Below are 15,060 nucleotides of genomic sequence, written 5' to 3' on the forward strand. Positions count from 1 at the left end.
CTTCCTGTTGGATTTCAGACGTCTGCCAGGCGGAAATGGACGGTCAGCACCTTGGTCGAACTGACCGGCACGCCATCCCGAGTCGCCGGGCGGAAGCGCCATTTGCGCAGGGCATGGCGCTGGGTGGCGATCCAGAAGGCCTCGTCCGCCGCCGACAGCCGCTCTATGTCGGTGACGCGCCCGTCGGGGCCGATGGTGACGCGGACCACCACCTTGCCCTCCATCCCCTGCCGGATCATCGCACCGGGATAGTCGGGCTGGAACGCGGCCAGCGCGCGGGGATCGATGGTGGCATCGGCCAGCACCGGTTCGGGCGTCGGCGGGACTATGGGCGGCATGATCGTGCCCGTGCCGGAATCGCCGGCGGCCATGCCATCGTCCGCCTTCGTCGTGAAGCCCGTCGGCGGCGGCGGGACGACGGGCTTGTCCACCACGGTCGGATGGGATTTGGTTCGCGGCAGGGGTTTGGAGTCGTTTTCCGGCTGCTGCTGTTCCGGGGGCGGCGGCGTATCGTCCACCGGATAGGTCAGCAGCGGCGGTGGATCGCGGAAGACATCGACCACTTCCTTGGGCATCAGCAGATAGGCCCCGACCACCAGCGCATGGACGGCGATCGCCCCGCCTATGCCGAAGGAAGATCGGTTGCCGCCGCTATAGCCGGAAACCTGAGCCTGCCCACCTGCTGTCCGCAACGTCATCAGTCGCATATCGCACCCTCCTGTCATGCGATCCTTCCCGGATCGACATGTCATGTTACAACATATTTCCATGATATGTTGCAACATTAATTTTTGGGCATTTCCAACGGTGACAGCCCCAGGTGCTGCCTCAAATTGCCCGAGAACGCTCCAGCTTGTAGTCATTGGCGGGAGGAGACGAATTGGGCGCTGACAGACCGCTTTCCCCCGTTTGCCCTGAGCCTGTCGAGCCGAAGGCGGCGAAGCCAAGGACTTCATTTCTCCTTGAAACTGTGGCGCCGGTCGTACCCCCCGTGGCTGTGCCGATCGCGGCGTCCCGGCTCGCCTTGCTGTCGGGCGCCTGCTGCTGGGCATCATCGCGCACTGATTTGTGGACCTTCCAAGACAGCCCGCTATAAGGGCCTGCTAACGCTTCGGAGGAAACATGGCGGGTTCGGTCAACAAGGTTATTCTGGTGGGCAATCTGGGCGCGGACCCGGAGGTGAAGAGCTTTCAGAATGGCGGCAAGGTGTGCAACCTGCGGATCGCGACCTCCGAAAGCTGGAAGGACCGCATGTCGGGCGAGCGCAAGGAACGCACCGAATGGCACAGCGTCGCCATCTTCTCCGAGGGGCTGGCGGGCGTGGCGGAACGCTTCCTGCGCAAGGGATCGAAAGTCTATCTGGAAGGCCAGCTGCGCACCCGCAAATGGCAGGACCAGTCGGGCAATGACCGCTATACCACCGAAGTGGTGCTGCAGGGGCCGGGCGCGGTGCTGACCATGCTGGACGGCGCGCCGGGCGGCGGCGGTCAGGGAGGCGGCTTCGGCGGTGGCGGCCGCTCGCAGGGCGGCGGCGACTGGAGCGGCGGGTCGAGCGGCTTTGGCGGCGGCGATTATGACGATTTCGGCGGCGGCGGCTTTGGCGGCGGTTCCGGCCGCTCTTCCGGCGGCGGACGCGGCGGCGCTGGCGGGCCCAATTTCGACAATGACCTGGACGATGAAGTGCCGTTCTGAGGGCATTTTCCTGAAAGAAGGATGAGCGCCCCCGCCCGGAAGGATGGGGCGTTTTTCTTTTGGTGGTCGGGCGGGATGGCGAAGGTCGATGGCCGGCCTGGTGAACCGCGTTGCTGCGCCGGCGTCGGGACGAGCCTGGCGCGCGTGATCCCCGCGACCGGCAAATATGCGCCAGCCGCCAACAAAACTTACTTTCCCCGGCATTTTGCCCTAGGCGCTTCCCATGCCCCGCCCTTTCCGCCCCGAGGACGTCCCCGGCCTCCCCGCCCGCCGCGCAGCGCTTCGCCTGCTCGACGCCGTGCTTCGGCGCGGCGATCCGCTTGAGCTGGCGCTGCATGGCGCGGCGCAGGGGCTTGCTCCCGCCGACCGGGCGCTGGTTCACGCCATCGCTGCCGAGACGCTGCGCCACCTGCCCGATCTCGACGCGCTGATCGACAGCGCCACGCGCCAGCCGCTGCCGCACGACGCCAAGGCGCGCATGGTCCTGCGCATCGCCCTTATCCAGGTGCTGGCGCTGGGCACCGCGCCGCACGCCGCCATCGCCACCGCCCTGCCGCTGGTGGATGGCGGTCCGCGCAAGCTGGTGCATGGCGTCTTCGGCACGCTGACCCGCGCCGATCCGGCGCTTCCCTCACCCCCCACCCTGCCGCCGGAGACCGCCAGCCGCTGGGCCGCGCAATGGGGGGACGCCATGCCGCAGGCCGCCGCGCACGCCTATGGCCAGCGTCCGCCGGTCGACATCAGCCTTCGCGATCCCGCCCGGACCGCGCATTGGGCCGAAGCGCTCAACGGCCGGAGCCTTGCCCCCGGGCATGTCCGCCTGCCCGAAGGTGCAGCGATCCCCGACCTGCCCGGCTTCAGCGAAGGCGCCTGGTGGGTGCAGGATCTGGCCGCCTCCACCCCCGCGCGCCTGTTGGGCTTGGGCGAGGGACGCCACGTCCTCGACCTCTGTGCCGCGCCCGGCGGCAAGACGATGCAGCTCGCCGCCGCGGGGTGGCGCGTCACGGCGGTCGACCAGTCGAAGAAGCGCCTTGAACGATTGGACGAAAATCTGGCGCGTACCGGCCTTTCCGCCGCCATCGTGCAGGGCGACCTGCGCGCATGGGAACCCGATGGGGCGGCCGACGCCATCCTGCTCGACGCGCCCTGCACCGCAACCGGCATCTATCGCCGGCATCCCGACGTGCTGCACCGCATCGGCCCGCGCCAGATCGCGGAGCTGGCCGAACTCCAGACCGAACTGCTGGCTCGCGCTGCGGCATGGCTGAAGCCGGGCGGCACGCTGATCTACGCCACCTGCTCGCTCGAACGGGCCGAGGGCGAGGAGCAGGTCGCCCGCTTCATCGACGCCCGGCCGGATTTCAGCCCGCTGCCCGCGACGCCCGGCGAGCTGCCCGACGGCATCGTGCCGACGGCGCAAGGATGGGTCCGCACCCTGCCGGACAGCCTTGCCGCGCAGGGCGGAACCGACGGCTTTTTCGTTGCAAGGCTGATACGATCCACTAAGCCTTAACCAAGCAACCCTATGGTGCGATCCGGCATTCAGAAAGACCTGCCTTGCGCCCGACCGAGCCCCTTCCCCTGAACCATAGCTGGCCGCTCTATGCGTTGCGCGACCATCTTGCGCCGGTGATGCTGGACGACCGGATCGCCCGCGACGATGGGGCGCTGGCGGAGCGCGGCCTGGGCCTGTGGCATTGCGACCTCAGCGACGACAGCCTGAACTGGACGGACGGGGTCTATGACATTTTCGGGCTGGAACGCGGGATGACGGTCCCCCGCCCGCTGGCCGTGTCGCTCTACACGCCCGAAAGCCGTGCCGCGATGGAGCAGTTGCGCGCCTATGCGATACGCCACAGGCGCGGCTTCACGGTGGATGTCGACATCCGCCCGGCGGACGGCGGCGAATGCGCCATGCGCCTGATCGCCGCGCCCATCATCCAGCGAAATCAGGTGGTTGCGCTGCACGGCGTCAAGCAGTTTCTGCCCAGGGGTTCCAGGTCGTCGACCGGCCTTGATCCCACGCTGTTCATCCTGTCCTGACAGGCCGGGCGAGTCCGCACGCCGACGCCTGTCGCCAAAAGCCTGTGGATAGCGTTAATCGGGCGTTGCCCTGACTTGCGGCCAAGGCTAAGGCCGATGGTCAAATGACCAGCCCGATCCTGATCTCACCCTCCATCCTGTCCGCCGATTTCGCCCGTCTGGGCGAGGAGGTCCGCGCCATCGACGAAGCGGGTGCGGACTGGATCCATATCGACGTGATGGACGGCCATTTCGTACCCAACATCACCATTGGTCCCGGCGTGGTGAAGGCGCTGCGTCCGCACACGAAGAAGCCGTTCGACGTCCATCTGATGATTTCCCCGGTGGACCAGTATCTGAACGCCTTTGCGGAGGCGGGCGCCGACATATTGACCGTCCATCCGGAGGCCGGGCCGCATATCCACCGCTCCATCCAGCACATCAAGTCGCTGGGCGTGCAGGCGGGCGTGGTGCTGAACCCCGGCACCCCGGCCAAGATGCTGGATTACCTGATCGACGATGTCGACCTGATCCTGGTGATGAGCGTCAATCCGGGCTTCGGCGGACAGAGCTTCATCGCCAGCCAGCTCCGCAAGATCGAGGCGATCCGGAAGATGATCGAGAAGTCCGGCCGCGACATTCGTCTGCAGGTGGACGGCGGCATCGACTTCGCCACCGCGCCACAGGCGATCGGGGCGGGCGCCGACGTTCTGGTGGCCGGCACCGCGACCTTCCGGGACGGCCCGTCCGCCTATGCCGACAACATCCGGACGCTGCGCGGCGGGTGAGCGACCGCCGCCGCCCTTCCCCCCATTCCGCCCCCGAGGAGGCCGGACCCGGCCCGGAGGACGGGATCGAACAGGGCAAGCGGCTCATCCGCATCGCGGATGACAAGGGACTTTCGCTGGCGCAGCGCATCGCCAACCGCTTCTATCTGCTGAGCTGGAAGACGCCGATCCACGGCCGCCGGCTGAAGGGCAAATATCCGCTCAAGCTGCTTGCCGTGCCCGACGATGAAATCCCGGGCAATGCCCATGCGGGTCAGGCGATCCGCGCCGGCTATTTCCTGTTCCGGGGCCTGAAACTGCCTCTCGACAGGCTGGATTTCGCCAATCCGGGCGTGACGGCGGGCTTTGCCGATTATCTGCACGGCTTCCATTGGCTGCGCGACCTTGCCACCGTGGCCACCCGCGAACAGGCCGCGCCGATTGCCGAAGGCGTGATGCGCAAATGGCTCGCCGCCCATGCCGACACGCCCAGCGAACCCGCATGGCGCGCCGACAATGCGGGCTGGCGCCTGCTCTTCTGGTCGGCCCATGCGCCGCTGATCCTTTCGTCGAGCGACCTCGTCTATCGCTCTCTGGTGCTGAACTGCATCGCCCGCACCGCCCGTCATCTGGACCGCAGCGCGGACAAGGCGCCGGTCGGCCTGCCGCGCCTGGTCGCCTGGGGCGGGATCGTCGCGGCGTCGATGCTGCTGCCGGGCGGCGCGGCGCGCAAGCTGTTCGGAGAAGCCGGCCTCAAGCGCGCGCTCGACAGCGGCCTCCATGGCGACGGCGGCATCATCTCGCGCTCGCCGCTGGACCAGCTGGAAGCGATCATGCTGCTGACCATGGTCGCCGCCGTCTATGAAGTGCGACGAGAACAGACGCCTGCCTTGCTGAAGGAGGCACTGGCCAAGGCCGTGCCGGCCCTGCTCGGCCTCACCCATGGCGATGGCGGGCTTGGCAACTGGCAGGGCGCGGGCGCCATCGATCCCGCCACGATCGACGCCGTCATCCGCGCCAGCCGCGTGCGCGCCCGTCCGCTGCGGCAGGCCAATGGCTGGGGCTATCAGCGGCTCGCCGCCGGGGGCACCGTGGTGCAGGTCGATGCCGCCCCGCCCCCTGTCGCCCAACTGGCCGATGCGGGCTGCGCCTCCACCGGCGCGGTCGAGATCAGCGACGGGCAGCAACGGCTGATCGTCAACTGCGGCGGCGCCGCGCTGGAGGGCGCGTGGATGCCGCGCGATCTGGCGCAGGGGCTGCGCACCACCGCGGCGCACAGCACATTGGTGCTGGACGACAGCAATTCCACCGCCTTGCTGCCCGACGGCACGCTGGGCAAGGGCGTGACCGAGGTGGAGATCAACCGGCAGGAGACGGAAAGCGGCAGCCGCCTCGACCTCAGCCATGACGGCTATGTGCGGCGCATGGGCTATGTCCACCGCCGCCTGCTGCTGATGAGCGCGGACGGCAAGGAAATCCGTGGCGAGGACATGCTGACGCCCGCGGTGCGGCGGCGCAAGCCGGTGAAGCTGCCGGTCCAGCTTCGATTCCACCTCGCCCCCGGCGTCGAGCCCACGCCCACCGCCGACGGCATGGGCGCCCTGCTGCGCATCGACACCGGCGCGACATGGCAGTTCCGCGCCAATGCGGGGAAGCTGGCGATCGAGGAAAGCCTGTGGGTGGATGCCCAAGGCCGTCCCCATGGCACAAAGCAGCTGGCTGTCACCAGCGAGGCCCTTCCGGGCGGCTCGACCGTGGGGTGGTTGCTGAAAAAGGTGAGCTGAGCGCCTCGCGGTCCGTGCAATGGGGTGGCCGGCTTGCCCCATGGCGATTGCCGCGATTTCCGGGACGGCGAATGTTCCCTTTCACTCGGAATCGCTCTAGAGGCCTGCGGCAAGCCTGAGCGGCACCCGAACAGCAGCAGGAAGCACCTCCATGTCAGACGTCATCATCAAGCGCGCCCTTCTTTCCGTTTCGGACAAGTCCGGCCTCATCGAACTGGGTCAGGCGCTGGGCAGGCATGGGGTCGAGCTGGTGTCGACCGGCGGCACGGCCAAGGCGCTGCGCGAGGCGGGTCTGGAGGTCAAGGACATCTCTGACCTCACCGGCTTCCCGGAAATGATGGACGGCCGCGTCAAGACGCTGCATCCGAAGGTCCATGGCGGCCTGCTCGCCGTGCGGAACAATCCCGATCATGTCGCCTCCATGCAGGCGCACGACATCGGCGCGATCGACCTGGTGGTCGTCAACCTCTATCCCTTCGCCGCCACCGTCGCCAAGGGCGCGGAGCGCGAGGAGATCATCGAGAATATCGACATTGGCGGCCCCTCCATGGTCCGTTCCGCCGCGAAGAATCATGAGAGCGTGGCCATCGTCACCGACCCCGCCGACTATGCCAGGCTGATCGCGGAAATGGAGGAGAAGGGCGGCGCGACCAGCTACGACTTCCGCCGCATGCTGGCGGCCAAGGCCTATGCCGCCACCACCGCTTACGACGCGATGATCGCAAGCTGGTTCGCCTTTGCCGATCAGGGCGTGCAGTTCCCCGAAAGCCTCTCGGTCTCCAGCACGCTGGGTTCGACCCTGCGCTATGGCGAAAATCCGCATCAGTCGGCTGCCCTCTACCTGCCCGTCGGCCCGTCGGCCAACGGTATCGCCCAGGCGAAGCAGATCCAGGGCAAGGAACTCAGCTACAATAATTACAACGACGCCGACGCCGCGCTGGAGCTGGTCAGCGAGTTCCGCGACGGCCCGCCGACCGTGGTGATCGTCAAGCATGCCAATCCCTGCGGCGTCGCCACCGGCGCCACGCTGATCGAAGCCTATGAAGCCGCGCTTGCCTGCGACAGCGTGTCGGCCTTCGGCGGCATCATCGCCGTCAACCGCCCGCTTGACGGCCCGACCGCCGAGGCGATCAGCGGCATCTTCACCGAAGTCGTCGCCGCCCCCGATGCGGACGAGGACGCGAAGGCGATCTTCGCCAGGAAGAAGAACCTCCGCCTGCTGCTGACCGGCGACCTGCCCGATCCGGCCCGTGCCGGCCTCCAGATCAAGAGCATTGCCGGCGGTCTGCTGGTGCAGGGCCGCGACAATGGCCGCGTCAGCCGCGATCAGCTGAAGGTGGTGACGAAGCGCGCGCCTACCGAGCAGGAGCTGAACGACTGCCTGTTCGCCTGGACCGTCGCCAAGCATGTGAAGTCGAACGCCATCGTCTATGCCAAGGGCAACAGCACCGCCGGCATCGGCGCGGGACAGATGAACCGGCTGGAATCCGCGCGCATCGCCGCGTGGAAGGCGAAGGATGCCGCGGAAAAGGCCGGCTGGGCGGAGGCCCGGACCATCGGTTCGGCGGTTGCGTCGGACGCCTTCTTCCCCTTTGCCGACGGCCTGCTGGCGGCGGTCGAGGCGGGCGCGACGGCGGTGATCCAGCCCGGCGGCTCCATCCGCGACGAGGAAGTGATCGCCGCCGCTGACGAAGCGGGTCTGGCGATGGTCTTCACCGGCATGCGCCACTTCCGCCACTAAGGGCGATTGATGCGGATGCGAAAGGGCGCCGATCCTTTCGCATCCGCAAAAATAGCGGTTTTCAGCCACTTTCTGCCAAGTGGCCCCTTTTCATATGCCTTCGCGAAGCCTATTTAGAAGAGGACCCTACTCCCACGTCAGGCGTTGGGCAGATCCGATAAGAGTTCGACAGGAGATACAGGATGACCAGAAAGACGTTGGTGGCGCTGACCGCCGCGATGACCCTTGCCTTGCCCGCAGCAAATGCCTTTGCCGGCATCAACGATATGGACGTGGTGGTCGACGGCCGCACCGGGACGGAAACCCGCAGCATCGCCGTGTCGATGGCTGACCTGAACCTTGCCAGCACCCATGGCGTCCGCGTGGCCGACTCCCGCATCACCAAGGCGGCGAAGAAGGTCTGCGGCTGGATGAACGGATCGATCCTGCCCGCCACGCCGGACTATCGCGCCTGTTTCGGCGAGGCGCTCGACGGTGCCCGCACGGACCTCAACACGCTGATCCAGGCACAGCGCCAGGGCTGATCCGCCCTTTTGAAAAGAGTGGAGGCCGGCGGCTCACCATGGCCGCCGGCCTTGCCTTATCTTGCATTGTTACCGGCTATTAACTACTCCTTAGAAGATTTCCTTCACCTAAACCGGCGAAGATTTCACCGGGGGGCCTTTGATGCCGCAGAACGACCACCATGTGGATGTCGCCATCATTGGCGCGGGGCCGGCTGGGTTGACGGCCGCCTATCTGCTGACCAAGAAGGGCTATTCGGTCAGCATCATCGAAAAAGACCCGGTCTATGTCGGCGGCATCAGCCGAACGGTGGAACTGAACGGCTTCCGTTTCGACATTGGCGGCCACCGGTTCTTTTCCAAGTCGAAGGAGGTCGTCGACCTCTGGAACGAGATACTGCCCGACGACTTCATCCAGCGCCCGCGGATGAGCCGCATCTATTATGAAGGCAAATTCTACAGCTATCCGCTGCGCGCCTTCGAAGCGCTCGGCAATCTGGGGCTGTGGCGATCGGCGCTCTGCATGGCGAGCTTCGCCAAGGCGAAGCTGTTCCCCAATCGCGATGTCCGTTCCTTCCAGGACTGGACGGTCAACGCCTTCGGCCACAAGCTGTTCTCGATCTTCTTCAAGACCTATACGGAGAAGGTGTGGGGCATGCCCTGCGACGAGATGTCGGCGGACTGGGCGGCGCAGCGCATCAAGGGCCTGTCGCTCTGGGGCGCAGTGACCGACGGCCTCAGGCGATCCCTGGGCCTCAACAAAAAGCCCAATGACGGCATGGCGACCAAGACGCTGCTGGAAAGCTTCCGCTATCCGCGGCTTGGCCCCGGCATGATGTGGGAAGCGGCCCGCGACTTCGTGGTCGCGCGGGGCAACCGCGTGCTGATGGCGCACAGCCTGGAGCAATTGTCGCAGGATCAGGCGAGCGGCGGCTGGCGCATGGTGGCGCGCGGCCCGGACGGCGAAGTCGCCATCACCGCCGGCCATGTCATCAGTTCCGCCCCGATGCGCGAGCTGGCCGGCCGCATCCGTCCGCTGCCCGCGACGCTGGCCCAGGCGATGGACCTTAAATATCGCGATTTCCTGACCGTGGCGCTGATGGTGAAGGGCGAGGACATCTTCCCCGACAACTGGATCTACATCCACGATCCGAAGGTGCAGGTCGGCCGCATCCAGAATTTTCGGAGCTGGTCCCCCGAAATGGTGCCGGACCCCGATCTGGCCTGCGTGGGCCTGGAATATTTCTGCTTCGAGGGCGATGGCCTCTGGTCGTCGAGCGACGCCGATCTGATCGAACTGGCGAAGAAGGAAATGGCGACCCTGGGCCTGTGCGACCCCGCCGATGTCGTCGGCGGCGCGGTGGTGCGGCAGGAAAAGGCCTATCCGGTCTATGATGACGGCTATGCCGACAATGTCCTTGCGATGCGCACCGAATTGCAGCGGCTTTATCCGACGCTGCATCTGGTCGGCCGCAACGGCATGCACCGCTACAATAATCAGGACCATGCGATGATGACGGCGATGCTGACGGTCCGCAATATCGAGGCGGGCGAGCAGCTTTACGACATCTGGGCGGTCAATGAGGATGCCGAATATCACGAAGCGGGCGAGGAAGGGCAGGACGCAGCCGGCCGGCGCGCCGCGCTCGCCAGCGAAAGGCTGGTGCCCAATCGTCTGAAGGCGGCCTGAACCCCATGCCCCATTGGGTGCGGAGCATGGCCGGGCCTTTCAACGCCGTCTTCGGCCGTTTCACCTTCACGCGCTATCTTCTGGCCAGCATCTGCGCGCTGTCGGCCGATTTCGCTCTGTTCATGCTGTTCCACCGGCTGGGCGTGCCGCCTGCCATTGCTGCGTTCGCCGGCTATTCGGGCGGACTGGTCCTGCACTGGATGATCAGCACGCAATTCGTGTTCGACATGCAGCAGCCAGCGACGCATGGACAGCGGATCGCCTTCATCCTCAGCGCCCTGATCGGCATGGCGATCACCATGGGGCTGGTGGGCGGGCTGAGCAGCCTGGGGCTTCCGCCCGCCATGGCCAAGCTGGCGGCCGTGCCGGTGAGCTTCCTGTCCGTCTATGCGATCCGGAAATATGGCATCTTCGCCCGCGCCTGACAGCGGCCCCCTTCCCAAGACAGCCTCTATCGCCGGTTGGCAGATCGGCGTGGCGGTCCTGCTGCTCTGGGCCCTGTGCTGCGCGGTCATGCTCTGGCTGTTCCGCAACGGGCTGACCACACTCGAATTCCGCGATCCCGATGACGCCATGCGGCTGCAACAGGTCCGCGACTGGCTGCATGGCCAGGATTTCTGGGACGTCAGCCAGCACCGGGTAAACCCGCCGGCGGGCGGACCGATGCACTGGTCGCGCATCGTCGACATGCCGATCGCCGCGCTGATCCTGATGCTGCAACCGCTGCTTGGGCCTACAAGGGCCGAAATCGCCGCCTGTGCGCTGGTGCCGCTGCTGCTGCTGGGCGGGCTGACGGGCACGGTCTTCCTGGCGGCGCGGCGCGCTGCCGGCGGCGTCTTCGTCCCGATGCTGGCGGTTGCGCTGCTGCTGACCACGCCGACCATCCTGGTCCAGTTCACCCCGTTCCGGATCGACCATCACGGCTGGCAGATCTGGATGGCGGCCATGGCCCTGTGCGGCGCACTGGATGCCCGTCGCCTGAGGGGCGGCATCACGGCCGGCCTCGCGCTGGCGGTGTGGCTTCAGATTTCCAGCGAGGCGCTGCCCTATGCCGCGCTGTTCGCCGGCGCCTTCGCCCTGCGGACCTGGTTCGACCGGCGGGAGGCGGCGCGGATCGCCGCCTATGCCGCCACGCTGGGCGGCGGCGCGCTCCTCCTGCTGCTGCTGCTGCGCGGCCCCGGTGCGGCGCTGGCCCGATATTGCGACAGCCTTTCGGCAGCCTATATCTGGCCGCTCGTGGCTTTTGCGCTGGCGATGCCGCTTGCCCTGCGCCTGATCGGCACGACCAGCGTCCGGCGACGCTTCATGGCGACGGCGGCGGCAGGAGTCACGGCGGCCGGCGTGTTCCTGCTGAGCGGCGGAACCTGCCTTTCCGGCGATCCCTTCAAGGCGCTCGGTCCGGTGGCCTATCGCTTATGGTATCTCCAGGTGAAGGAGGGCCGCCCGGTCTGGGAACAGGGTCTTCTGATGGCGGGGATCATCCTGCTGCCGGCGGCCATGGGGCTGGTCAGCACGATCGTCGCGGCTTGGCGCGCCACGGAAAGGGAGGCGCGGGACCGCTGGATCGTCATTGCCCTGCTGCTGACCGGAGCGCTGGCGGTCGCGATCCTCGTCCTGCGCGCCATGTCGGTGGCGCATGTCCTGGCGCTGCCCGGCACGGCCTGGCTGCTGCTGGCGATCTTTCAGCATATCCAGAGCTGGAGTAGGGCCGTGGCGCGCATCCTGGTGACGGCGAGCGTCGCCATATTGCTCACCCCGGCGGGCCTGTGCGGCGCCTGGATATTGATCACGAGCGGCGCGGCGGAAAAGGAGCAGCCCGAAACCGTCAATTGCCGGACGGCGGCGCTGCTGGCTCCCTTGCGGGCGCTGCCCCGCTCGACCCTGTTCGCGCCGCTCGATCTGGGGCCCGACATCCTCGTGCGAACCGGGCACAGCGTGATCGGCACGGCCCATCACCGCAATGCCGCCGGCATCACCGCGGTCATCGACGGTTTCACGGAAGCGCCCGAAAAGGCCTTTGCGACCATCATGCGCCTGAATGGCGGCAGGGGCGCGGATTATCTGCTGATCTGCAACGAGATGAACGAGATCAAACATTATCGCGCCGACTTCCCGAAGGGCCTGGCCGCGGCGTTGAAGCGCAACCGGCCGCTGCGCTGGCTGCAGCCGGTTCCCACCAAGGGGCCGCTCCGCATCTACAAGGTGATCGCTCAGCCGGCGACGAAGGCCAGCGCAACGCCGTTCATGCAATAGCGCTTGCCGGTGGGCTTCGGCCCGTCATCGAACACATGGCCCAGATGGCCGCCGCAGCGGGCGCAATGCACCTCCGTTCGCGGATAGCCCAGTTCGAAATCGCGCGAAGTGCCGACGGCGCGGGGCAGCGGCGCCCAGAAGCTGGGCCAGCCCGTGCCGCTGTCGAACTTGGTCTTCGAGCTGAAAAGCCGTTGCCCGCAACCGGCGCACGCGAAGATACCGGTGCGATGTTCCTTGTTGAGGGGACTGGTGAAGGGATATTCGGTCGATCGCTTGCGCAGCACCTGATAGGCGGGCGGGCTCAGGCGCTTGCGCCATTCGGCATCGCTGAGCGTGAAGGGATAGGCGGCGGCCCTGCCCAGCCCAGCCTGCCAGAGGACGATCGTCGTTGCGGCACAGCCGCCCATGCCCAGAAAGCGCCGCCGGTTCATGGGCCCCGCCATAGCAGGGTCAGCCTGTCGCGCTTCTGAACAGCTGCTTCCACCAGCCGCCGCCCGATTTCAGCACATGGCGGCGGAACAGCAGCACGCCGATGCGGATGATGAGGCCGACCCAGAGCATCTGCCAGGCTATGGCCAGGAGATGGGGCCAGAGCGTGTCCACCTGCGCCGCGCGGGCGATCATGGCGAAGGGGGAGGAGAAGGGCAGGATCACCGCCGCGACCTCCGGCGGCGATCCCATCTTGTCGACGGCATAGGTGGCGAAGAAGAAGATCAGCATCTGCCCCATGGTCACGGGCATGTTGAGCGTCTGCACCTCCCGCACGGTCGCCGCCTGCGCGCCGATGCCCAGGAAGAGGGAACCGAGCAGCGTATAGGCCATGGCGAAATAGATGACGGCCAGCATCAGGAAGAGGGGCCAGCCGATGGCGGGCTCCGGCAGGCTGACGCCAGGGGTCTTCAGCGCCAGGAACACGCAGAAGGCGGTCCCGCCCCAGAAGAGGATGCCGACGAAGCTCATCGCCAGCATCGCCATCAGCTTGCCCAGGAAGATCGCATCGACCGGCACGGCGGCGGCGAGGATCTCTATGATCTTGTTGGTCTTTTCCTCGACCAGATTGGACAGGATCATGCCCGCGAGCAGGATGGTGAGGAAGAAGACGACGATCTGCGCGATCCGGCCGATCACCAGCCTGCCCTGGGTCTGCGCGCCGACGCTGGTGGCGACCTGTTGCGCCTCCACCTGGACCATGTGCAGCGACTTTTCGGCCACGGCGGCGCTGGCGAGCAGGCTGATGTCCCCTTCCAGCCGCCGGATGTCCTGCGGCTGGCCGGTCATCACCGGCCGGGCGGGCGATCCCGACACGATCACCATGACGTCCGCATTCGCCCCGGCCAACTGAACGCGGGGCGCGGGAGACAGCGGCACGCGGCGCAGCGCCGGCAGCGCCTGCGGCCCCATGCGCTCCGCCAGCCGGGCATGGGCGCGCTCCATCCGCGCCGCATCGGCGGGGGACATGGCGACGCCGACGACCGGGCGCAGGTCGGTCGTCGAAATCTTGTCGCCCAGCCCGCCGAACGCCATGCCGATGACGATCGGGAACAGCGGGCCCAGCAGGAAGAAGATGAAGGTGCGCGACAGCACCACGGCGGTGAAATCCCGCCGGGCGATGACGAAGGCGGCGCGCATCAATTCGGTCATGCCGCTTCCTCCCTCTGCTGGTCGTCCTCCATCTGCCGGGCGGCCGCCTCGCCCGCAATGGCGACGAAGGCGTCGTGCAGGCCGGGGCGTTCGATCGACAGGCTTTCTATCCCGGCGTTGCCGTCGAGCAGGGCGCGCAGCAGCGGTTCTATGCCCTCCTGCGGCAGGGCGAAATGCCAGGTTCCATCCTGCGCCATGGTTTCGGCGGGCAGGGCGCGGCGCCAGCCGCCATCGCTGGCGCGGGTGCGCAGGCGCACCTGCGGGCGCAGCCGGTTGCGGGCGTCGTCCACCGTGCCCTCGAAGCGGACGCGGCCGCCCGCGACGATGGCGACCCGCTCGCACAGCCGTTCGGCATGGGCGATGACATGGGTGGAGAACAGCACCGTGACGCCGCGCCGGGCCTGATCCCGGATCAGCGCCTCCAGCTTGCCCTGGTTGAAGGCGTCGAGGCCGGAAAAGGGTTCGTCCAGCACGATCAGGCGCGGTTCGTGAACGATGGTGCCGAAAAGCTGCACGGTCTGGGCCATGCCCTTCGACAATTGGCGGATCGGCTTTTCGGCGGAGGCGCCCATGCCATAGTCCGCCAGCATGGCGCGGGCGCGTTCCCGCCCGATCCTGAGCGGCAGGCCACGCAGCGCGCCCATGAAGGCGATGGCTTCGAACGCCTTCATCGAAGGATAGAGGCCGCGTTCCTCCGGCAGATAGCCGACATTGCGCGCCTGGCGCAGCGGCGCGGGATCGCCCAGCAGGCTGCGATGCCCCTCATCGGGATCGATGATGCCGAGCAGCGTGCGCAGCATCGTCGTCTTGCCCGCGCCATTGGGGCCCAGAATGCCGTAGATCGACCCGGCGGGCACCGCGATGTCGATGCCGTCCACCGCCCGGAAATCACCGAATGTCTTGACAAGACCACGCCCTTCGACGGCATAGGTCGGTTGAGGAGCCCCGATCATCGGCCTCTGATAGT

14 protein-coding genes are annotated in these 15,060 nt (G+C 67.0%); 10 read left to right on the forward strand and 4 right to left on the reverse strand.

What is annotated here, in order from left to right:
- Positions 1–14 precede the first annotated feature (14 nt).
- On the reverse strand, positions 15–707 hold the full coding sequence (locus tag EWH10_RS19025) for an energy transducer TonB (RefSeq protein ID WP_044661206.1): 693 nt from the start codon (positions 705–707) through the stop codon (positions 15–17).
- A 415-nt stretch (positions 708–1,122) separates the two neighbouring features.
- Here EWH10_RS19025 and ssb point away from each other — a divergent pair, with 415 nt between their 5' ends.
- From ssb to EWH10_RS19075, 10 genes are all read left to right on the forward strand, one after another.
- A complete protein-coding gene (gene ssb, locus EWH10_RS19030) occupies positions 1,123–1,692 on the forward strand; it encodes a single-stranded DNA-binding protein (RefSeq protein ID WP_044661205.1) in 570 nt (189 codons plus the stop codon).
- 223 nt (positions 1,693–1,915) lie between these two features.
- Complete coding sequence (locus tag EWH10_RS19035) at positions 1,916–3,205, forward strand: RsmB/NOP family class I SAM-dependent RNA methyltransferase (protein ID WP_044661204.1); 1,290 nt, start codon at positions 1,916–1,918, stop codon at positions 3,203–3,205.
- 44 nt (positions 3,206–3,249) lie between these two features.
- Positions 3,250–3,735: a hypothetical protein gene (locus EWH10_RS19040; protein ID WP_044661203.1), complete on the forward strand. Its 486-nt coding sequence runs from the start codon at positions 3,250–3,252 to the stop codon at positions 3,733–3,735.
- Positions 3,736–3,839: 104 nt separating this feature from the next.
- On the forward strand, positions 3,840–4,502 hold the full coding sequence (rpe, locus tag EWH10_RS19045; protein WP_044661202.1) for a ribulose-phosphate 3-epimerase: 663 nt from the start codon (positions 3,840–3,842) through the stop codon (positions 4,500–4,502).
- Positions 4,499–6,265 (forward strand): heparinase II/III family protein, encoded by a 1,767-nt coding sequence (locus EWH10_RS19050; protein WP_025548266.1) that lies wholly within the window; start codon positions 4,499–4,501, stop codon positions 6,263–6,265. The genes rpe and EWH10_RS19050 overlap by 4 nt, the downstream gene beginning before the upstream one ends.
- Positions 6,266–6,416: 151 nt before the next feature.
- Positions 6,417–8,006, forward strand: coding sequence for a bifunctional phosphoribosylaminoimidazolecarboxamide formyltransferase/IMP cyclohydrolase (gene purH / locus EWH10_RS19055; protein ID WP_044661201.1), 1,590 nt, complete (start codon positions 6,417–6,419; stop codon positions 8,004–8,006).
- A gap of 182 nt (positions 8,007–8,188) precedes the next feature.
- Positions 8,189–8,530, forward strand: a complete 342-nt coding sequence (locus tag EWH10_RS19060) for a UrcA family protein (RefSeq protein ID WP_044661200.1) — start codon at positions 8,189–8,191, stop codon at positions 8,528–8,530.
- A gap of 142 nt (positions 8,531–8,672) precedes the next feature.
- Positions 8,673–10,199, forward strand: a complete 1,527-nt coding sequence (locus EWH10_RS19065; protein ID WP_044661199.1) for an NAD(P)/FAD-dependent oxidoreductase — start codon at positions 8,673–8,675, stop codon at positions 10,197–10,199.
- Between the two features lie 5 nt (positions 10,200–10,204).
- Positions 10,205–10,624, forward strand: coding sequence for a GtrA family protein (locus EWH10_RS19070; RefSeq protein WP_044661198.1), 420 nt, complete (start codon positions 10,205–10,207; stop codon positions 10,622–10,624).
- Positions 10,602–12,452 carry a hypothetical protein gene (locus EWH10_RS19075; protein ID WP_044661197.1) on the forward strand — a complete coding sequence of 617 codons (1,851 nt, stop codon included), beginning with the start codon at positions 10,602–10,604 and terminating at the stop codon, positions 12,450–12,452. Before EWH10_RS19070 ends, EWH10_RS19075 begins: the two co-directional genes overlap by 23 nt.
- On the opposite strand, the gene msrB is transcribed toward EWH10_RS19075, so the two are convergent.
- Genes msrB through EWH10_RS19090 form a run of 3 tightly spaced genes read right to left on the reverse strand, consistent with a single transcriptional unit; the run spans position 12,410 to position 15,046 of the window.
- On the reverse strand, positions 12,410–12,883 hold the full coding sequence (msrB, locus tag EWH10_RS19080) for a peptide-methionine (R)-S-oxide reductase MsrB (protein WP_044662976.1): 474 nt from the start codon (positions 12,881–12,883) through the stop codon (positions 12,410–12,412). The two genes, EWH10_RS19075 and msrB, sit on opposite strands and share 43 nt — an antisense overlap.
- A gap of 19 nt (positions 12,884–12,902) precedes the next feature.
- A complete protein-coding gene (locus EWH10_RS19085; RefSeq protein ID WP_044661196.1) occupies positions 12,903–14,093 on the reverse strand; it encodes an ABC transporter permease in 1,191 nt (396 codons plus the stop codon).
- The gene (locus EWH10_RS19090) at positions 14,090–15,046 is read right to left on the reverse strand and encodes an ABC transporter ATP-binding protein (protein WP_044661195.1); all 957 of its coding nucleotides are present in this window, start codon (positions 15,044–15,046) and stop codon (positions 14,090–14,092) included. Before EWH10_RS19090 ends, EWH10_RS19085 begins: the two co-directional genes overlap by 4 nt.
- Positions 15,047–15,060: the final 14 nt, after the last annotated feature.

The organism is Sphingobium fuliginis, from assembly GCF_004152845.1.
Taxonomy (GTDB): domain Bacteria; phylum Pseudomonadota; class Alphaproteobacteria; order Sphingomonadales; family Sphingomonadaceae; genus Sphingobium; species Sphingobium fuliginis.